Source organism: Cellulophaga omnivescoria (assembly GCF_001999725.1).
In the GTDB taxonomy this organism is placed as follows: domain Bacteria; phylum Bacteroidota; class Bacteroidia; order Flavobacteriales; family Flavobacteriaceae; genus Cellulophaga; species Cellulophaga omnivescoria.
On sequence record NZ_MDDP01000001.1, the window covers coordinates 158,300 to 179,349 of the forward strand.

The window sequence follows — 21,050 nt, forward strand, 5'->3', positions numbered from 1 at the left end:
AACTCTTAGAGTAATTTTATAAAAACTTTATTTTTTTAATTATTATAACTCTTAGGTCTATATAAACGTCAAAAAATGTAAAATAGTGTCTGTACTTATGTATTTAATCTATAAAAGTACATTATACAACAGTTAACGCCACATTTAACAACTTTACATAGTGCGTATTTTACTACAAAAATAACAACTATTTTTAACATCATCACTTAAAATTCGATGAACGTCACGCATAATTTAAAGTTACATTTATAACTATGTTGTAATAAAAAACACAGTAACCCATTAAAAATATATAAATTACCGTGTTTTTAAACTTTATGTGTCAAAAATAATATGTTATCAAAAAAGGAAATCGAGCTTACTATACATAACACATTTAAATCTCTATAAAATACTTTTAAAAATTATTTTTTATAAGATTCTACCGCTTTTTTTACAGATCCGTGTTTAATTAATAAAGCTTCAGCTTCTGAATAAGGAATATTTAACTCTTCAACCACATAACGTGCTCCACGGTCTACCAACTTATCATTACTAAGCTGCATATTTACCATTTTGTTTCCTTTAACTCTACCAATTTTTATCATTAGTGCTGTAGAAATCATATTAAGCACTAATTTTTGTGATGTTCCACTTTTCATACGTGTACTACCTGTTACAAACTCAGGGCCTACTAAAACTGCAATTGCAATTTCTACTGCTTTAGTTAATGGTGAACCGGGATTATTAGTAATACAAGCTGTTAGCAATCCGTTTTTCTTAGCCTTTGTTACCCCTCCTATTACATAAGGTGTTGTACCAGATGCAGCTATACCAACAACAGTATCATTCTGGTTAATATCATAAGCTTCTAAATCTTTCCAAGCTTGTTCTTTATTATCCTCAGCATTTTCTACGGGTAACCTTATTGCTGTATCGCCACCGGCTATAATACCAATAACTTTAGTATGCGGCAAGCCAAAAGTAGGCGGTATTTCAGAAGCATCTAAAATACCTAATCTGCCACTTGTACCCGCACCTACATAAAACAATCTTCCTCCTTTGTTAAAGCGTTCTGTTAAAGCATCAACCAATTTTGTAATCTCAGGAATACATAATGCAACTGCATCTGCAATTTTTTTATCTTCATTATTCATACTAGTTAAAATAGTACTAGTATTCATTAATTCTAAATCTGTATAGTTTGATGAGGATTCGGTAACTTTAGTATAGTCTAACATTTATAGAAGTGTTTTATCAAAAATTAATCAAATTTAAGTTTTTTAATCTTCTTTGAGTATCTTTTTTTTAAGTACACCATTCTAAATCACGCAATAAAAAACCTATTTTAGCACAACAACTTATTTAAATTAGATATGCAAACTTGTACTAAATTAAGAGCTTCTTTTAGCCCATTATATATAATACTTATTGTTATGGCAATTGTATGTGCCAGCTGCCATAACAAGCCTAAGGAAGTTGCTAATATTAAAACAGCTACTACAAAAGAGGCCAAACCAAAAAATTTAAATAAAATAAGCTCTTACGCAGAGGCTACACAAAAATTAAGTACGACAGAAAAAATTGGTCAGCTATTTATGCCTGCTGCATATATAAATGATACTGAAGAAGAAATTGTTAAGCTAGAACAACTTATAAGAGAACAAAACATTGGTGCACTTTGCTTTTTTAAAAGCAGGATTAGTGCAGCTGCTAATTATGACGCAAAAAATAAAAACGACACACTTAGTTTAAGTAAACTAAAATCTTTAATTAAAAGATACCAAAAGGCTGCAAAATATCCACTGTTAATTGCTATTGATGCAGAATGGGGATTAGCAATGCGTGTAGACAACACTCCGCAATACCCTTATGCTATTACACTTGGTGCAATGCAGAATAAAGATGCTCTTATTTATGAAGTTGGTAAAAACATTGCTAAGGATTGTAGAGAAGCAGGTATACATTGGAACTTGGCTCCGGTTGTAGATATTAACAACAACCCAAATAATCCTGTTATTGGTTATAGGTCTTATGGAGAAAACAAAGAACTTGTAACTAAAAATGCCATTGCTTTTGTTAACGGTATGCAAAATCAAGGAATAATTAGTTGTCTTAAACATTTTCCGGGTCACGGAGACACAGCTACTGACTCGCACATTGGCTTACCTGTAATAAATAAATCCAAAGAAGCTTTATTAGCAAATGAGTTATACCCTTTTCAGCAACTTATAAATAACGGAGTAGAAAGTGTTATGATAGGTCATTTGGCTGTACCTGCGCTAACCGAAGAAAAAAACACACCCACTACCCTATCTAAAAAAACAATAAAAGGACTTTTAAGAGGTGAAATGAATTTTAATAATGTTGTTATTTCTGATGCCTTAAATATGAAAAGTGTTTCTAAGTTATACCCTGTTAAAGGAGAGTTAGAGTGGATTGCTTTTGATGCTGGTAATGATGTATTATGTTTTGCAGAAAACCCTAAAGAAGGTATAGCTACTATTTTAAAAAATGCTACAAAGCAACAAATTGAAGAAAGTTTTAAACGAGTTTGGCAACTTAAAGAAAAAGCAATGAATATTGTTATTAGCCCGTCTAAAAGCTATTACACTGCAAAAAGCTTAAACACAAAATTAGCCACAGAAAGTTTAACCGTTGTTAAAGGTAATAACAATACCATTTCTAATTTTAAGTCTGATGGGTTTGTTGGTATTGAAATAACCAATAATAAAGAGAATCCTTTTTTTTATACGGTAAAAGAAGAATTAAAATTTACAAGTTACAACACAACTAAAACTACAATATCTAAAATAAAAGAAGCTGTAAAGACTGAAGAAAATGTGGTTATAGCTTTATATCCGCCAAGTATAAAACCAAAAAATAACTTTGGTATTTCTAATAATGAATTAGAATTATTAACCAATTTAATGACTACTAAAAATGTAATATTATATGTGTTTGGTAACCCATATGTATTAACAAAATTAGACACCAGTAATGCTAAAAATGTAATTGTAGCATACCAAAACTTTCCTGTTTTTCAGGAAAATGCTGCAGAACACTTTTTAAATAAGGTAGATGCTAAAGGTAAATTATCAGTTTCAATAAATTAACATATGCAAACATACAACGTAATAGGGTTAATGTCTGGTACATCTTTAGATGGTTTAGATCTTGCGTATTGTCAGTTCACAAGAAAAAATGAGACTTGGGATTTTAAAATACTAAACACAAAAAGTGTAGATTATACGCCTCAATTTAAAGCTCAACTAAAAAATGCTATAAATTTAGCTGTCCCAGAGTTTACAGAGCTGCATAATTCCTACGGGACTTGGTTAGGAGAACAAGTAAAGCTGTTTGTAAATGAGCATAACTTAAGGGTTAATTTTATTGCCAGTCACGGACATACTACACACCATAAACCAGAAAAAGGCTTCACTTTACAAATTGGTTCTGGACAACATTTAGCTAACGCTAGTGGCATACAAACTATTTGCGATTTTAGAAGTAATGATGTTGCCCTTGGCGGACAAGGTGCTCCGTTAGTGCCAATTGGTGATATGCATTTGTTTTCTGAATACGATTTTTGCCTAAATCTTGGCGGTATAAGTAATGTATCTTTTAAACAAAACAACAAAAGAGTAGCTTATGATATAGGCATAGCTAATATGCTGCTAAACTATGTAACTAACACCATTAATTTAGCGTACGATAAAAACGGAGAGCTAGCTAAAAGTGGTGTTTTAAACAAAGAATTACTTCATAAATTAAACAGTTTAGAATATTACAAACTCCCCTATCCAAAATCCACAGGCTATGAATGGTTTAAAAAAGAAATTATTCCAATTATAGAAAAGACAGCAGATACTATTGAGAACATTTTACATACTTCTGCAGTTCATATTTGCGATACTATTTCTAATGATTTATTAAATGCATCAAATAAAGCAGAAAACATACTCTTAGTTACTGGTGGAGGCGCTTTAAATGGCTTTTTAATGAGTACTTTAACAAGTAAGTTAGGTACTAGTTTTACAATAGATACCACATCTAAAACAGTTATAGAATTTAAAGAAGCATTAATATTTGCATTTATGGGTGTACTACGTCACTTAGAACAACCTAATGTATTGGCATCAGTTACTGGTGCAAAAAAGGATTCTAGTTGCGGTGTAATTTACATTCCACAATAAAACTTATTTAGACAAAGCTGCTGTTCTCGTTTTTTTAATTAACATAAATATAAAAAGAGACAAGCTACCACAAACGGCTAAGCCTATAAATAATGGGAGTACTGTATCATTTACATAACTACCAATTAATGTTGCAATTGGTATAGATATTACCGTAGACACAAAACCATTAATTGCAGCACCAACACCAGCAATATGGCCAATGGGCTCCATAGCTACAGATCTAGAATTACCCCAAATAAAACCTAAGCAAAAGAATTGTATGGCTAAAAAACCTATTAAAACGGGTAAAGGTGGATTTGCACTTCCAAAAAATAAGAGTGAATATGTTATACTAATTGCACAAAATAAACTTAGTGCTATAAATATTAGTTTACGCATACCAAAACGCAAAACCAATGTTCCGTTTAAAAAAGTTGCAGAACCTATAGATACCGCCAAACCTGCAAAAATGTATGGAAACTCATTTACCAAATTAAACTGATCTTCAAAAATATGTTGTGCTGCACTTAAATAAACTAAAAATGCACCTGTAATTAAACCAGATATTAAGGTAAAGGCTATCGTTTCTTTATGCTTAACAAACTCTTTTAATCCGTCTAAAAATATAGAAGCCTTAAAAGGAATTTTAAACTCCGGTTTTAATGTTTCTTTTTGTCGTTTCCAAAACCAAATAGACACTACTAAAGCAAAAAATAATTGCACATAAAATATAGCTTGCCAATTGTACATATTTAATACGGTTTTACCAACCGCTGGAGCTATAACAGGTACCAAAATAAAAAAGGCGGTTACAAAAGACATAATTTTTGCCATATAATCTCCTTTATACATATCTCTAATTATAGAAATGGTAATGGTTCTGGGTGCAGACAACCCAATACCCTGAAAAATACGACCAACAACCATTACCTCTAAAGAAGTTGCATTTACACAAACAATACTAGCTAAAGTAAAAATTGCAAAACCGGTATACACAATTGGTTTTCTACCGTAACTGTCTGATAATGGTCCAAAAAACAATTGCCCTACTCCCAACCCTAAAAATATCATTGTAATTAACATCTGATTTTTTGTTGGATCTACACTATTTATAGCTTCTCCTATATGAGAAATTGCAGGCAATAAAGCATCTATTGTTAAAGCAACTATAGACATTAAAGATGCCATAAGGGCTACAAATTCAAATTGTTTTTTTGAAGAGTTTTTTTGCATCCTGCAAAAGTAACTTACTTGCTTTAAAATAACAGGCTAAGAGCATTTAATTTTAAGTTAAAGTAAGTGCATTTAACGTAATAAAATCAACACTAAACGTAATAATCAAAAATATATAATAGCAAAATTGTATTTTTGACAAAAAAAATTAAATTTATGTTAATAATTGGGATAGCTGGTGGTACTGGTTGCGGAAAAACAACTGTTGTAAACCAGATTATTAATGAATTACCAGATGATGAAGTATGCGTAATTTCTCAAGACTCTTACTACAATGATCTTTCTCATTTACCTTTAGAAGAAAGAAGAAAAACAAATTTTGACCACCCTCTTTCTATTGATTTTAAATTGCTAAAGCAGCATTTAGAAGAATTAAAAAAGGGAAACACAATACAACAACCTGTATATTCTTTTTTAGAGTGTAACAGAACAGATGAAACCGTACCTACAGAACCAAGAAAAGTGGTAATTGTAGAAGGTATTCTAATTATGACAGATCCTGAAATTAGAAAAATGATGGATATTAAAATTTTTGTACACGCAGATTCTGATGAACGCTTAATTAGACGTATAAAAAGAGATGTTAACGAGCGTGGTTGGAATTTAGATGAAACCCTAGAAAAATACCAAAGCACTATTAAACCAATGCATGCAGAGTTTATAGAACCTAGTAAAGAGTATGCAGATATTATTATACCTAACAACAAGCACAATACAGTAGCTATAGATATTGTACGTACCATTATAAACGAAAAATTAGTGTAACTTTTAGATGATATTTAAAAAGCTTAGAAATAAAAAATGGTTTGGTATAGCTACAAATATGTATGTGCTAGTACTCACCGTTTTTGTTATTTGGATGATTTTTTTTGATACAAACTCGCTCTTTATTCACAACGAATTGCAAAACCAAATTGAAAGTTTAGAAAAGCAAAAAGAATACTTAAAAGATGAGATAGCTAGAGACAAAAAAATTATTGAAAAGCTAAGCGACCCCAAAGAGTTAGAAAAATTTGCACGTGAACAATACTTTCTTAAAAAGAAAGACGAAGAAATTTATTTAATAGAATACCAAGACAGCCTAAAAACTAAAGAAGATGAGTAAAACTAAATTATTTAATGATTTTTCTGAAGTGACTACCAAAGAATGGAAACAAAAAATTCAGGTAGATTTAAAGGGTGCAGATTATAATGACACATTAGTTTGGGAGTCTCCAGAAAATATAAAGGTTAAACCATTTTACAACACTGATGATTTAGATAGAAAAACCATAAATATCGCAAGTCCGGACTGGAATATTGGTCAGGCTATATTTGTGCAAAACGAAATTGCTTCTAACCAGAAAGCATTAAATGCTTTAGAAAGAGGTGCAGAAGATTTAATTTTTACAATTCCAAATGATAAAATTAAGATTGACTTACTTTTAAAAAACATCAATCTTGAGAATAAAACAGTTTATTTTTTCTTTCAGTTTTTATCTTCAGAATATATTAAACAAGTTGAAGATTTTACCAAAGACAAAACAGTTAACGTACATTATAATGTAGACATAATTGGTAACTTAGTAAGTTCTGGTAATTGGTATCATAATCTTGCAGCAGACCACCAAGAATTAGACAAAATTACAGAAATCACCAATGCCAAAAATACTATAGGTGTAAACGTTAGCACATACCAAAATGCAGGTGCAACAATGGTACAACAGTTAGCTTACGCTATAGCACATGCTAATGAGTATTTAAATCATTTTAAAAGTTGCACCATTCCTAACTTTACATTTACCGTAAGTATTTCTGGTAACTACTTTTTTGAAATTGCAAAGCTTAGAGCTTTACGTTTATTATGGAAAACATTAGCTGCAGAATACAACACAAATACAGACTGTACTATTTTAGCAGTACCAAGTAAACGTAATAAAACTTTGTACGACTATAACGTTAATATGCTACGTACAACTACAGAATGTATGGCTGCCAGTATAGGAGGTGCAAATACAATTTACAACTTAGCTTATGATGCTATTTACCATAAAGACAATGAGTTTGGAGAGCGTATTGCACGCAATCAATTACTTATTTTAAAAAAAGAAAGCTATTTAGATGTGGTAAATAACCCAGCAGATGGTGCGTACTATATAGAGTCTATTACCCAACAATTAGCAGAAAAGGCATTAGAACTTTTTAAATCTATAGAAACAACAGGCGGGTTTTTATCAAATTTAAAATCTCATCAAATACAGAAAAAAATAAAAGAAAGTGCAGCTAAAGAACAAGCACTTTTTAATGAAGAAAAAGAAGTTTTGGTTGGCACAAACAAATATCAGAACAAAGAAGATAAAATTAAGGAAGACTTAGAGTTATACCCTTTTGTAAAAACAAATGCCCGTAAAACACTTATAGAGCCAATTATTGAAAAAAGATTGGCAGAAACCTTAGAACAAAACAGATTAAAAGATGAGTAGAAAAGATTTACAACACTTAAAACTAAATACAGATGACAGTGCTAAAAAATCTGATACTTCTATTTTTAACACTGCAGAAGGTATTCCTGTAAAAAAAACATATACTAAACAAGATATAGATGATGTAGAACATGTAAACTTTGCTGCTGGTTTGGCTCCAAACTTACGCGGTCCATACTCTACTATGTACGTGCGCAGACCATGGACAATAAGACAATATGCTGGTTTTTCTACTGCAGAAGAAAGTAATGCTTTTTACAGGCGTAATTTAGCTGCAGGACAAAAAGGATTGTCTGTAGCTTTTGATTTACCTACACACAGAGGGTATGACAGTGACCATAAACGTGTTGTTGGAGATGTTGGTAAAGCTGGTGTTGCAATTGACTCTGTTGAGGATATGAAAATTTTATTTGGTGGTATTCCGCTAGATAAAATGTCGGTTTCTATGACTATGAATGGTGCTGTTTTACCCATTTTAGCGTTTTATATTGTTGCGGCTCAGGAGCAAGGTGTTGGTCTAGAGCAGTTGGCTGGTACTATCCAAAACGATATCTTAAAAGAGTTTATGGTGCGTAATACATATATTTACCCGCCTACACCATCTATGCAAATTATAGCAGATATTTTTGAGTATACCAGTAAGTTTATGCCAAAATTTAATAGCATAAGTATATCTGGTTACCATATGCAAGAAGCTGGCGCAACAGCAGATATAGAGCTAGCTTATACCTTAGCAGATGGTTTAGAATATATAAAAACCGGACTAAAAACTGGGATGGATATAGATAGTTTTGCTCCTCGCCTATCTTTTTTCTGGGCTATTGGCATGAACCATTTTATGGAAATTGCAAAACTACGTGCTGGTCGTATGTTATGGGCCAAATTGGTAAAACAATTTAATCCTAAAAATGCAAAATCTTTAGCCCTGCGTACACATTGCCAAACTAGTGGTTGGAGCTTAACAGAACAAGACCCGTTTAACAATGTAGCCCGAACCACAATAGAAGCAGCTGCTGCTGCATTTGGTGGCACACAAAGTTTACATACCAATGCATTAGACGAAGCAATTGCGTTACCAACAGATTTTTCGGCAAGAATTGCCCGTAATACACAAATTTATTTGCAAGAAGAAACCAAGATTACAAAAACGGTAGATCCTTGGGCGGGTAGCTATTATGTAGAAAAATTAACCGAAGAAATAGCGCAAAAAGCTTGGAAATTAATTGAAGAAGTAGAAGAATTAGGTGGTATGACCAAGGCTATTGAAGCTGGTATACCAAAAATGAGAATAGAAGAAGCCGCTGCAAAAAAACAAGCTCGTATAGATAGTAATGAAGATGTAATTGTTGGTGTAAATAAATACCAACTAGAGAATGAAGATGACTTACATATTTTAGAGGTTGACAATGAGCAAGTACGCAAACAACAAGTAGAAAGGCTTGAGCATATTAAAGCCACTAGAAATACTAAGTTAGTTAATACTGCATTAGCCAACTTAACAAAAGCAGCGCAGGAGAGTAAAAATAACAGCGAAAATAACAATGCTTCTAAAAATTTATTAGCTTTAGCTGTAGAAGCTGCCAAACACAGAGCTACATTAGGCGAAATTAGTGACGCTTTAGAAACTGTTTTTGGCAGACATAAAGCAAAAATACAATCATTTACAGGCGTGTACTCTAAAGAAATTAAAAATGATGAAAGCTTTAAAAAAGCTTTAGCAATGGCAGATGCGTTTGCAGAAACCGAAGGAAGAAGACCAAGAATAATGGTTGCTAAAATGGGACAAGATGGTCATGATCGTGGTGCAAAAGTAGTTGCAACTGGTTACGCAGACTTAGGTTTTGATGTAGATATAGGTCCACTTTTTCAAACACCAGAAGAAGCTGCCAAACAAGCCGTAGAAAATGATGTACATATATTAGGTGTTTCCTCATTAGCTGCTGGTCATAAAACTCTTGTACCTGCTGTAATTAAAGAGCTCAAAAAACACGGTAGAGAAGATATAATGGTAATTGTTGGTGGTGTAGTGCCTAAACAGGACTATCAATTTTTGTTTGACGCTGGTGCAGTTGCAGTTTTTGGACCTGGAACAAAAATTAGTGATGCAGCTATTCAAATTTTAGAAATTTTAATGGCATAAATTTTACAATACATTTAAAATAAAATGTGCTGAAAATGAGTTAAAAAATTAAAATTTAACTGTAATTTTGGCACTATAAAAACAAAAGCAGCTGCCCACAGCTGCTTTTTATTTACAAACTATTAACAACTTCGGTTTTATATAGTCGTAAAAAAGTGTATTTTTAGCCTCACTAAACTTACTATGACAATGGGCAAAATAATAGCCATAGCTAACCAAAAAGGTGGAGTTGGAAAAACAACCACCTCTGTTAATCTTGCAGCTTCTTTAGGCGTACTAGAGAAAAAAGTATTGCTTATAGATGCAGACCCCCAAGCAAACGCAACTTCTGGCTTAGGTATAGATGTTGAGAGTGTTGAAGTTGGTACGTATGAATTGTTAGAGCACACCAAATCTGCTTCTGAAACAATTATGTCTACCACTTCTCCAAATGTAGATTTAATTCCGTCTCATATTGACTTAGTTGCAATTGAGATAGAATTGGTAGACAAGGAACAACGGGAGTATATGATGCGTAAAGCAATTGGTGAACTTAAAGATAAGTACGACTATATTCTTATAGATTGTGCTCCTTCCTTAGGACTTTTAACACTAAATGCCCTAACAGCATCAGACTCTGTTGTAATACCTATACAATGCGAATATTTTGCGTTAGAAGGACTTGGCAAATTGTTAAACACAATTAAAAGTGTACAGAAAATTCATAATCCAGAGTTAGACATTGAAGGCTTATTACTTACTATGTTTGATTCTAGATTAAGACTATCTAACCAAGTAGTAGAAGAAGTTAAAAAACATTTTTCGGAAATGGTTTTTGATACTATTATACAACGAAACGTTAGACTAAGCGAAGCTCCTAGTTACGGAGAAAGCATTATTAAGTACGATGCCAGTAGTAAAGGTGCTGCCAATTACTTAAATTTGGCGAACGAAATAATGAAAAAAAATAAGGAGAAAGTATAATGGCGAAAGCAACAAAAAAACAGGCTCTTGGTAGAGGTTTATCTGCCTTACTTAAAGATCCTGAAAATGATATTAATTCTGCTGATGATAAAAATGCAGACAAGGTTGTTGGTAATATAATTGAATTAGATTTAGATCTAATAGAAGTTAACCCTTTTCAGCCAAGATCTCATTTTAACGAAGAAGCTTTAGTAGAACTTTCTACATCTATAAAAGAACTAGGTGTTATACAGCCTATTACTGTACGTAAATTAGAATTTAACAAGTACCAACTTGTTTCTGGAGAACGTAGATTTAGAGCATCTAAATTACTGGGCTTAGAAACTATACCTGCATACATAAGAATTGCTAACGACCAAGAGTCTTTAGAAATGGCTTTGGTAGAAAACATCCAAAGGCAAGACTTAGATCCTATAGAAATAGCATTATCCTACCAAAGATTAATAGACGAAATACAACTTACTCAAGAAAAAATGAGCGAGCGTGTTGGTAAAAAAAGATCTACCATAACAAACTATTTACGTCTTTTAAAATTAGATCCTATTATACAAACTGGTATTAGAGACGGTTTTGTTAGTATGGGGCACGGTAGAGCATTAATAAATATTGAAAAAAAATCTGATCAGATAGATTTGTACGAGAAAATTGTAGCTAATAATTTATCTGTAAGAGAAACTGAAAAAGCTGTAAAAGAGCACCAAGAAGGTGGTAAGCCTGCAAAACCTACGGCAAAAAAAGCTGCTAAATCTCCAGATTTTGTAAAAGAAGGTTCTGCCAAAATAGAAAAGCATTTGGCTGCTAAAGTAGCGGTTACAGCTTCAGAAAAAGGAAAAGGAAAAATTACAATTTCGTTTACTTCTGCAGAGGATTTTGACAGACTAAAAAAATTAATTACTGGTGCTTAAAAACCTAACTACTATACTATTTTTTGGTTTTTTTGTTGCTTTATGCTGGTCTCAAGAACTAGAAAAGCCTAAACAAGAAAAAGATTCTATTGCTGAAGACTTAAAAGGAAAAGGTGTACTTGTAAACGATGCTTTTATTAGTAAAAACGAAAGAATAGACCCTTTAGAACCAAGTAAAGCAGCTTTTTATTCTGCAGTATTACCAGGTTTAGGACAAGTTTATAACGGAGACGTTTGGAAAGTTCCTTTGGTCTACGCTGCAATAGGTACTGGTGTATATGCATACAGTTTTAACAATAAGCAATACAATAGAACAAGAGATGCCTTTAAAAGAAGAAAAGCTGGTTTTATGGATGATGAGTTTTATGCCTTTAATGGACAAGAAATAGATCCTGGAAACCCTAGATTAGATGATGATGACTTACAAAGAGCACAAGAACGCTACCAAGAAGACAGAGATTTATCACTACTAATTACAATTGGACTTTATGCTTTAAATATTATTGAAGCCAATGTAAAAGCTCATTTAAGACAATTTAATGTTGATGACAACCTTAGCTTTAACATTAAACCTTATTTAGAATACAACACTATTACAGCAGATCCTAATTATGGTTTTGCACTACAAATAAAATTTTAAGTATGAATATAGCTTTGTTCGGTTACGGAAGAATGGGCAAAATGATAGAACAAATAGCCATTAACAGAAACCATACTATTGTTGCTAAAATTGATGCAGACACTACAGAAATAGACTTTTCTAATATAGATGTTGCTATAGACTTTAGCTTACCAGATGCTGCTTTTAGCAATATTGAAAAATGTATACACAACAACACTCCTATTATTTCTGGCACTACTGGTTGGTTAAACAGATACGATGAAGCTGTTACGTTATGCAAGCAAAAGCAAGGTGCTTTTATTTATGCATCTAACTTTAGCTTAGGCGTTAATATCTTTTTTGAGTTAAATAGCTACTTGGCTAAAATGATGAAGTCTTTAGAGCAATACAATGTTACTATGGAAGAAATTCATCACACAAAAAAATTAGATGCCCCTAGCGGAACGGCAATTACACTTGCTGAGGGCGTATTAGAACACTCTAAATACAAAGGCTGGCAACTTAATAACGCTGACGAAAACCACATACCTATAGTAGCTAAAAGAATACCAGAAGTACCAGGTACACATACTGTAAGCTACAATAGCAAAGTAGATAGTATAGACATTACACATACTGCACACAACAGAGAAGGCTTTGCTTTAGGTGCAGTTATAGCTGCTGAGTGGATTGCAGGTAAAACTGGTGTTTTTTCTATGAAAGATGTTCTGGAGCTTAATTAAAAGTTAAAAAACAACTGTAAATACAGGGTTTTGCAAAAAATAATTTAGTTTTAAATAATTACTATTTAAGACAACAGTAGATTTAAATTATAAATTTAGAAAATGAATATAACTCAGTGGATCATTTTTATCCTAATTATACAAGTAATACACTTTTTAGGAACGTGGAAATTATATGTAAAAGCTGGTAGAAAAGCTTGGGAAGCAGCAGTACCTGTTTACAATGCTATTGTTTTAATGCAAATTATTAGAAGACCAAAATGGTGGGTAATTCTTTTATTTATACCTATAATAAACCTTTTAATGTTTCCTGTTATATGGGTAGAAACCATAAGAAGTTATGGTAAAAACAGCCTAGCAGACACTTGGTTAGTGATACTAACACTTGGGTTTTACATTTATTATGTAAACTACGCATTAGATGTTAAATATATAGAAGACAGAAGCCTACACCCTACTACAGGATTGGGAGAATGGGTAAGTTCTATTGTTTTTGCTATTGTTGCTGCAACTTTTGTGCACACATACTTTATACAGCCATATGTTATTCCTACTTCATCATTAGAAAAAACGCTTTTAGTTGGTGATTTTCTGTTTGTAAGTAAGTTTCATTACGGAGCACGCACACCTATGACTACAGTTGCCGCTCCTATGGTACATGATACATTACCTGTTGTAGGACTAAAATCGTACTTAAACAAACCTCAATTACCTTATTTTAGGCTTCCTGGTTTTCAAAAAATAAAAAGAAATGATATTGTTGTTTTTAGCTGGCCAGCAGATACAGTAAGACAATTTTTTGTAAAAGAAAAAGGCGTTAAAAAACCAATAGACAAAAAATCTAACTACGTTAAACGTTGTGTTGGCGTACCTGGTGATACCATCTCTGTTATAGATGGCTATGTACACATTAACGAGAAAAAAACAATTTTACCAGATAGAGCTAAACCGATGTTTTTTCACGTAGTAACTACTAAAAACCCTTTAGACAATAATGTACTTAACGTTTTAGGAAGAAAAAACTTTACTGGCTATACTACACGCATACCTAAAGAGGTTTTACAAAAAAACAATGTGCCAGAACTAATGGAAAAAGGCACTAGTTTAGATGAAATAAAACAAGATTCTGCTTATGTTTATTACACAGGAAGTTTTGCCAGTGATAAAATAAAAAACTATTTAAAAGCTGAAGACGTAAGAAATATGAACCTTTTTAACCTTACTGAGGCAGAAGCTAAAAAGATTCAGAAATTAACAGCTGTAGAAAGTGTTACTAAATTTAGCTTTAAAAAACCGTCTACAAAAATATTTCCTCAAAATGCTAATTTAGCAGGAACAGAAGATAACTTAGGCCCTATTTACATTCCTAAAGCTGGTGCCACAATTAACTTGAACGCTAAAAACTTGCCGCTTTACAAAAAAATAATAACTGAGTATGAAGGCAATACTCTTGCACAAGCTGGCAACCAAATCACTATAAACGGTAGTGTAGCAGACAAGTATACTTTTAAGCAAGATTATTTTTGGATGATGGGTGATAACAGACACCAATCTGAAGATAGTAGATACTGGGGCTTTGTACCAGAGAACCATATTGTAGGTAAACCAGTATTTATTTGGATGAGTATAGATGGTATTAATGATGGTTTTGCAAACTGGAAACCTCGTTGGAACCGATTTTTTACCACTGTTGGTGGCTCTGGAGAACCAGTATCATATTTAAAATACTTTCTTATTGCGTTAGTAGCTTATTTTGTTTTTGACTACTTTAGAAAAAAGAAGAAGAAAACTAATTAGGAATGCCAGTTTAACTTTGGTAAATACAACTAAAGGTTTTGAATTACATAAAAGTTTATATTTCTTTAAACGCTTAATGTAATAACAAACCAGCTAAAAGAGCATCGTATTTAAACTGTAAATATAAATTTAATGTCTATTTTACTACATCCTGGATATTTTTTAAATATTGCAAATTTTATTGCTATAGCAAACAATAACGTATGTTGGGAAGTAAGTGATAACTATCAAAAACAAACTTTTAGAAACAGATCATATATATCTGCGGATGTTGGTAAGCATATGCTAAACATACCCATAAAACACGTTGGTAAAGATAAAGGAAAGCAGAAGTACAAAGATGTTAAAGTAGAAAATGACTATGCTTGGCAAAGACAACATTGGAGAACGCTCGAAACAGCCTATAGAACATCTGCTTTTTTTGAATTTTATGAAGATGAAATTGCTCCTTTTTTTGAAAAAAAACACAATTTTTTACTAGATTTAAATTTAGAAACTACCGCTCTAATTTGTGATTGTTTACAAATTGATATGCCACAAGAAAAAACTACAGTATTTGAAAAAGAACCTACCAATTTTACAGATGGTCGTTTTTTAATATCATCTAAAAACAAAATAGACTTTAAACAACAAAACTACTTTCAGGTATTTGATGACCGCAATGGTTTTATAGAAAACTGTAGCATTTTAGATTTGTTATTTAATGAGGGGACTAATGCCCTTACTTATTTACAAAACCATAGTATAGCATTTAAAAATGCTTAGGTTCTGTTTGCATTATGGCATACATTTTATTGTGCCCATTATTATTGGCTATTTCTTTTATAAAGAACAGCGCACAAGAGCTATAATAATACTTTTAGCAGCCATCTTAATAGATGTAGACCACTTACTAGCCACACCTATTTTTGAAGCTAACAGGTGTAGCTTAAACTTTCACCCCTTACATACCTATTGGGCAATGGGCATTTACACCTCCTTTTTATTTTTAAAAAAAACAAGAATTTTTGGAATAGCATTACTACTACATATGCTAGCAGATTTTGTAGACTGTTTATTTATTAACGCTTAGGTTAAAACTAGCCATTACAGGAAAATGGTCTGATAATTTAATATTATAATTTTTATGTGCTGTAACCTCAAAATTTTTACTAGCTAAAATAAAATCTATGCGAACAGGATAATATTTAAAATTATAAGTTCTTCCGTAAGCAACTCCTTTTTCATTAAAAGTATCTTGCAAATCTCCTTTAATAATGCGGTAAACATTAGAATATTGATTGTTATTAAAATCTCCGCAAATAATAGTTTTATATGGCGTTGCCTTTACATGCTCTTCTACTATTGTAGCTTGGTCTTGCTGCTTTTTAAAAGAATTAGTAATTCTCCCGTATAATTTAGAAGACTCCTCATTAGAAATTGTCTCCATATCTGGCACTACCTTTAAAGACTCTAAATGTAAATTATAAACTCTTATTGTATCATTTTTATAAAGTATATCTGCAAAGCTCGCAATGTTATTTGTATGCTTAAACGGTAACTCTCCCATATTAACTATAGGAAATTTAGAATATATTGCTTGGTTTACTTTGTTTACATAGAACCCTGGTGCTACATAATTATATTTATACCTATGCTTTAATTGGTGGTACCGAATTCTACTAAACTCCTGAAAACAGATAATATCTGGATCTTCTTTTAAAACAAAATCAATAATCTTATCACCAAGAGATTTATCACTAGACCACTCATATTTATTAAATCCTCTAGTATTATAACTCATTACTTTTAAAGTATTTTTATTTAAAGTTTCTACTTCAGAAAAATTAAATTTTATAAATGAGTCTACCAAAAAGTAACCTAAAATTAGTACAGTTGCAGAAAGTAATATGCGCATATTTTTGGCCAACAACCAAAACATACAAAAAAGAATATTTACAAACACTAATAACGGTAGCGACAAACTAAAAACCGATAAAAAAGGTAGTATTTTTACTGATACAAATGGTGCCAAGTACGAGACACATAACAGTAATGCAAACAAATAATTGAGAACAAATACAATTCTGTAAAAAAAAGATTGCTTTTTCACTAGTCCTCTTTACCTGCTATAAATAAAAAATCTTTTTCTTCTTTAGACAAACTCTCGTATCCAGATTTGCTAATTTTATCTAAAATAGCATCAATTTTACGTTGTTTATCTGCTTTTTTTCGATCTAAACTAACAGTTGCATTTGTACTTGTTGTTGATTTGGTCTTAGTATTTCTGTAAACGGTTTTCATAGGGGCTTTTTTATCTTTCTTAAATAAATTAGCAATACTATCCATAAATCTACCAAAACCTGCACCTATATCTTTACCATTCATTAGTTGTTTAGCATAAAAATAACCAAGGGCAGCACCTCCTAAATGACTAAGCATTCCGCCTACATTTTGTCCTGTAGACAACCTTACTAAATCTAAAACTACAATAATAACACCCAAGTGCCATAATTTTAAATCAATTATTAGCAAACGCACTGTTTGGTTAGGCAAGTAAGTACATACATAAATTAAAATTGCAGTAACACCTGCAGAAGCACCTATTAATACGCCATTCTGATTTAACAAAGCAGGTATTGTATTATAGCCTATCATAAACAAAAATCCGCCTACTATTACGCCTAAGAAGTATACATTTAAAAACTTTTTGGCATCAAATAAATTTAAAAATGTTCTTCCAAAAAAGTAAAGCATTAGCATATTCCAAAAAATATGCCCCAAACCACTATGAAAAAAAGAATAAGTAACTATAGACCAAGGTTGAAGTATAAAATCACCAATATTTTCTGGCAAGCTAAACCAGTTTACAATATTTGGTAATCTAAAAAGATTAACCAAAATTAAATTAAGTAAAAAAATAACAACATTAATAGCTATTAATTTTTCTGCAATATTTAATCGTGCGTATTGATATTTTAAATCTCCGTTCATTTTTAATTCCAGCGATTGTTATTAAACTGATTTTTTTTCCAGTACCACATCATTATAAAACCAAATATAGCACCACCTATATGTGCAAAATGTGCAATACCGCCACCAAATAAAGAATAACCCGTTAAGCCTGAAAATAAATCTATACCTATTAAAACAGGAATAAAATACTTTGCTTTTATAGGAATAGGTAAAAATATCATCATTAACTCCGCATTTGGGAACATCATACCAAAGGCAACTAAAACACCATAAATAGCACCAGAAGCACCCACTGCCGGCCCATAATATGCGCTTAAAAAATTATCCATTGTACTTTTAGATGCATAGCTATACCAATTTACATTTCGACCTTCCAACAAAGCATTCATTACTTCTTCTTTAAAAACCCCAGAGTTTACAATAGCATCTAGACCTTGATTAAAGTAAAAATAGTTAACACCTGTATGTATTAATGCCGCACCAATACCAGCAGAAAAGTAGAAGAATAAAAATTTATTTTTACCCCACATTTGTTCTAAAGGTGTACCAAAAGCATATAAGGCATACATATTAAAAGCAATGTGCATAAAACCGCCGTGCATAAACATATGTGACACTAACTGCCATAATTGAAAATTTTCATTTTCTGGAAACCACAAAGAAAACCATTGGTACATTTGGTCTCCTAAAGTTTGTGTTGCTAAAAAGAAAATAACATTTATTATTATTAAATGTTTTATAACATCTGTAAGTCTACCCATTATATAAATTTTTTATCAATATCGTTTTCTGTGATAGTCACATAAATTGGCTTGTTAAACGGACTTACCATAGATTCTGTACACGCAAACAAATCGTTTACCAATGCAGACTGCGATAGTTTATCTAATACGTCTCCTGTTTTAACTGCTAAAGATTTACACAATGCTTTACTTAAAACATCTGCTTGTGAAAAACCATCTGCCCCTACATTTTGTTGGCAATCTGCCATTAGCTCATCAAAAATAGCATCTACTTCTGCTTCTGCAACCATTGGCGGAATACCATTTATTTCTACTATATTTTCATTTATTTGTCCAAAAACAAAACCCATAGTAGTTAAATTGTCTTTTATATCTTTTAAAATATCAATTTCAGCTAAAGAAAATGACAATTGTATAGGAAAAAGTAGCTGCTGACTTAAACCTTCATTTAAAGTAACTGTTCTTAAAAACTTCTCATACAGCACACGTTGGTGCGCTCTTCCTTGGTCTATTACAACCATACCAGATTTTATGGTAGTTACAATATACTTTCTTTTTAACTGAAAAGTAATTGCAGAAGTATCTAAATCATCTTCTGTATCATCAAAAATAGACTTTGTACTCACCTCTGACTCAAAACTTACTCCTTCAAAACCAGTAGATTTTACCTCTGCATTGGGCGTTTCTACATATAAACTCTCCCAACTTTGGGGACTAGGCTTTTTGTAAGATGCAAAAGAGTTAGATGCAGCTGAAGACGAACTACTACGCGCCTGTTTGGTTTCTTCTGCAAACGGATTAAAAGTTGAATCTACGGTTACCTTAGGTAAAACAGCATTTTTATTTTTATACTCATAAGGAGTCTGCAAATTACTGTCATGATCAAAATCTAAAGTAGGCGCAACATTAAACTGCCCCAAACTATGTTTTATAGTAGACCTTAAAATAGCATACAACGTTTGCTCATCATCAAACTTCACCTCTGTTTTAGTTGGGTGTATATTTATATCTATTGATGAAGGATCTACCTCTAAATTTAAAAAATAACCAGGGTGTGTACCTGGCTTAATTAAACCTTCAAAAGCAGCAAGTACTGCATAATGAAGATAATGACTTTTTATAAACCTGTTATTTACAAAAAAGTATTGTTCACCTCTACTTTTTTTAGCAAACTCAGACTTGCATATAAAACCAGAAACTTTTACAACTTGTGTATCCTCATTAACAGGAACCAATTTCTCATTAGACTTTTTTCCAAAAATATTTACTATTCTTTGTCTAAAATTAGATTCTGGCAAGTTAAAAAGTTCACTGCCATTGTTATAGTAATTAAACGCTATAGACGGGTGAGCTAAAGCTACTCTATGAAACTCATCTGTAATATGGCGTAATTCTACAGCGTCTGACTTTAAAAAGTTTCTACGTGCAGGAATATTAAAAAACAAGTGTTTTACCGCCAAAGAAGTACCTTGTGGTGTAGCAACTACCTCTTGAGATTTAATTTCACTGCCCTCAATTTCTATTGCAGTTCCAATTTCTTCATTGGCAGTTTTTGTTTGTAAATCTACACGTGCAATTGCTGCAATAGAAGCTAAAGCTTCTCCTCTAAACCCTTTTGTGTTTAGATTAAACAAATCTTCTGCGCTTTGTATTTTAGATGTTGCGTGGCGCTCAAAACTAAGTCTTGCATCTGTAGCACTCATACCAATACCGTTATCTACAACTTGTATTAGAGATTTACCACCATCTTTAATTATTAATTTTATGCTAGTTGCTCCTGCATCAATTGCATTTTCTAGTAGCTCTTTAACTACAGATGCTGGTCGCTGAACAACTTCACCCGCTGCAATTTGGTTTGCAACGTGGTCTGGTAAAAGTTTTATGATATCTGCCATTATTTTATGGAGAATATTGAAAGATCAAAGTCTATAATGTATAAAAAAGCGAAAACCAAAATAGCAATTATAATTGCCATTCGTATTTTCATATTTCTGTCTCCCTCTTTACGCAGATCAGAAAAAGCGTTTCCAAACTTACTTTTTAATCCTTGTTTTGGGCCAACAGTTGTACGGTATTTATCTAGTTTATGCTGAATTTTATACGGGTTGCCCTCACCCTTATCATCAAAGTAACGAGGCTTGTAGTCGTACGACTTATTTTTCCGTAATCGTGTAAATTTTCCCATAATAACTAGATTTTCAAAGGTACTTAAAAACACAAAAAATAGCACAGATACTATGCCAAAACTTGTTAACAAGTCAAATTAACATAAAAACAAAAAAGATGTATAAAAAAATACTCTTAAAAAATCTTATTTAAAAGACTTTTTAAGAGTATTAATAATTGTATTT

Annotated in this window: 20 protein-coding genes; 13 read left to right on the forward strand and 7 right to left on the reverse strand. The window is 31.9% G+C overall.

The genetic code is table 11. From position 1 onward, the window contains the following. Window positions 1-404: 404 nt before the first annotated feature. A complete protein-coding gene (gene murQ, locus BFJ87_RS00740) occupies window positions 405-1,220 on the reverse strand; it encodes an N-acetylmuramic acid 6-phosphate etherase (protein WP_077398657.1) in 816 nt (271 codons plus the stop codon). 135 nt (window positions 1,221-1,355) lie between these two features. On the opposite strand from murQ, the gene BFJ87_RS00745 reads away from it, so the two are divergent. Next, window positions 1,356-3,095, forward strand: coding sequence for a glycoside hydrolase family 3 protein (locus BFJ87_RS00745; RefSeq protein WP_139344192.1), 1,740 nt, complete (start codon window positions 1,356-1,358; stop codon window positions 3,093-3,095). Window positions 3,096-3,098: 3 nt separating this feature from the next. Next, the gene (locus tag BFJ87_RS00750; protein WP_077398659.1) at window positions 3,099-4,175 is read left to right on the forward strand and encodes an anhydro-N-acetylmuramic acid kinase; all 1,077 of its coding nucleotides are present in this window, start codon (window positions 3,099-3,101) and stop codon (window positions 4,173-4,175) included. 3 nt (window positions 4,176-4,178) lie between these two features. Here the strand turns inward: BFJ87_RS00750 and BFJ87_RS00755 are convergent, their stop codons facing one another. Beyond that, window positions 4,179-5,420 carry a multidrug effflux MFS transporter gene (locus BFJ87_RS00755; RefSeq protein WP_262487727.1) on the reverse strand — a complete coding sequence of 414 codons (1,242 nt, stop codon included), beginning with the start codon at window positions 5,418-5,420 and terminating at the stop codon, window positions 4,179-4,181. Window positions 5,421-5,546: 126 nt separating this feature from the next. On the opposite strand from BFJ87_RS00755, the gene udk reads away from it, so the two are divergent. The 11 genes from udk to BFJ87_RS00810 all read left to right on the forward strand — a co-directional run bounded on the left by udk (window position 5,547) and on the right by BFJ87_RS00810 (window position 16,073). Continuing rightward, window positions 5,547-6,155, forward strand: a complete 609-nt coding sequence (gene udk / locus BFJ87_RS00760; RefSeq protein ID WP_077398781.1) for a uridine kinase — start codon at window positions 5,547-5,549, stop codon at window positions 6,153-6,155. Window positions 6,156-6,162: 7 nt separating this feature from the next. Next, the gene (locus tag BFJ87_RS00765; protein ID WP_077398663.1) at window positions 6,163-6,495 is read left to right on the forward strand and encodes an FtsB family cell division protein; all 333 of its coding nucleotides are present in this window, start codon (window positions 6,163-6,165) and stop codon (window positions 6,493-6,495) included. Then, complete coding sequence (locus tag BFJ87_RS00770) at window positions 6,488-7,852, forward strand: methylmalonyl-CoA mutase subunit beta (protein ID WP_077398665.1); 1,365 nt, start codon at window positions 6,488-6,490, stop codon at window positions 7,850-7,852. The genes BFJ87_RS00765 and BFJ87_RS00770 overlap by 8 nt, the downstream gene beginning before the upstream one ends. After that, entirely contained in the window at window positions 7,845-9,992 is a 2,148-nt protein-coding gene (scpA, locus tag BFJ87_RS00775) for a methylmalonyl-CoA mutase (RefSeq protein ID WP_077398667.1), read from the forward strand. Before BFJ87_RS00770 ends, scpA begins: the two co-directional genes overlap by 8 nt. 189 nt (window positions 9,993-10,181) lie before the next feature. Beyond that, on the forward strand, window positions 10,182-10,955 hold the full coding sequence (locus tag BFJ87_RS00780) for a ParA family protein (RefSeq protein WP_013619830.1): 774 nt from the start codon (window positions 10,182-10,184) through the stop codon (window positions 10,953-10,955). Next, window positions 10,955-11,860 (forward strand): ParB/RepB/Spo0J family partition protein, encoded by a 906-nt coding sequence (locus BFJ87_RS00785; protein WP_077398669.1) that lies wholly within the window; start codon window positions 10,955-10,957, stop codon window positions 11,858-11,860. Before BFJ87_RS00780 ends, BFJ87_RS00785 begins: the two co-directional genes overlap by 1 nt. Then, window positions 11,853-12,500 (forward strand): DUF5683 domain-containing protein, encoded by a 648-nt coding sequence (locus BFJ87_RS00790; RefSeq protein ID WP_077398671.1) that lies wholly within the window; start codon window positions 11,853-11,855, stop codon window positions 12,498-12,500. The genes BFJ87_RS00785 and BFJ87_RS00790 overlap by 8 nt, the downstream gene beginning before the upstream one ends. Before the next feature lie 2 nt (window positions 12,501-12,502). Next, window positions 12,503-13,204 (forward strand): 4-hydroxy-tetrahydrodipicolinate reductase, encoded by a 702-nt coding sequence (gene dapB / locus BFJ87_RS00795; protein ID WP_077398673.1) that lies wholly within the window; start codon window positions 12,503-12,505, stop codon window positions 13,202-13,204. Window positions 13,205-13,306: 102 nt separating this feature from the next. Next, the gene (lepB, locus tag BFJ87_RS00800) at window positions 13,307-15,001 is read left to right on the forward strand and encodes a signal peptidase I (protein WP_077398675.1); all 1,695 of its coding nucleotides are present in this window, start codon (window positions 13,307-13,309) and stop codon (window positions 14,999-15,001) included. A gap of 132 nt (window positions 15,002-15,133) precedes the next feature. Then, window positions 15,134-15,766 (forward strand): WbqC family protein, encoded by a 633-nt coding sequence (locus BFJ87_RS00805; RefSeq protein ID WP_077398677.1) that lies wholly within the window; start codon window positions 15,134-15,136, stop codon window positions 15,764-15,766. Continuing rightward, window positions 15,759-16,073: a DUF6122 family protein gene (locus BFJ87_RS00810; protein ID WP_077398679.1), complete on the forward strand. Its 315-nt coding sequence runs from the start codon at window positions 15,759-15,761 to the stop codon at window positions 16,071-16,073. Before BFJ87_RS00805 ends, BFJ87_RS00810 begins: the two co-directional genes overlap by 8 nt. Here BFJ87_RS00810 and BFJ87_RS00815 read toward each other — a convergent pair. The 5 genes from BFJ87_RS00815 to BFJ87_RS00835 form a co-directional block, all read right to left on the reverse strand. Beyond that, window positions 16,056-16,898 carry an endonuclease/exonuclease/phosphatase family protein gene (locus tag BFJ87_RS00815; protein WP_245799568.1) on the reverse strand — a complete coding sequence of 281 codons (843 nt, stop codon included), beginning with the start codon at window positions 16,896-16,898 and terminating at the stop codon, window positions 16,056-16,058. The two genes, BFJ87_RS00810 and BFJ87_RS00815, sit on opposite strands and share 18 nt — an antisense overlap. A gap of 194 nt (window positions 16,899-17,092) precedes the next feature. Continuing rightward, entirely contained in the window at window positions 17,093-17,974 is an 882-nt protein-coding gene (locus BFJ87_RS00820) for a rhomboid family intramembrane serine protease (protein ID WP_077398683.1), read from the reverse strand. 2 nt (window positions 17,975-17,976) lie between these two features. Further along, a complete protein-coding gene (locus tag BFJ87_RS00825; protein WP_077398685.1) occupies window positions 17,977-18,717 on the reverse strand; it encodes a rhomboid family intramembrane serine protease in 741 nt (246 codons plus the stop codon). Continuing rightward, window positions 18,717-20,594 carry a DNA mismatch repair endonuclease MutL gene (gene mutL / locus BFJ87_RS00830; RefSeq protein ID WP_077398687.1) on the reverse strand — a complete coding sequence of 626 codons (1,878 nt, stop codon included), beginning with the start codon at window positions 20,592-20,594 and terminating at the stop codon, window positions 18,717-18,719. Before mutL ends, BFJ87_RS00825 begins: the two co-directional genes overlap by 1 nt. After that, the gene (locus tag BFJ87_RS00835; RefSeq protein ID WP_077398689.1) at window positions 20,594-20,884 is read right to left on the reverse strand and encodes a riboflavin synthase subunit beta; all 291 of its coding nucleotides are present in this window, start codon (window positions 20,882-20,884) and stop codon (window positions 20,594-20,596) included. Before BFJ87_RS00835 ends, mutL begins: the two co-directional genes overlap by 1 nt. Between the last annotated feature and the right edge of the window lie 166 nt (window positions 20,885-21,050).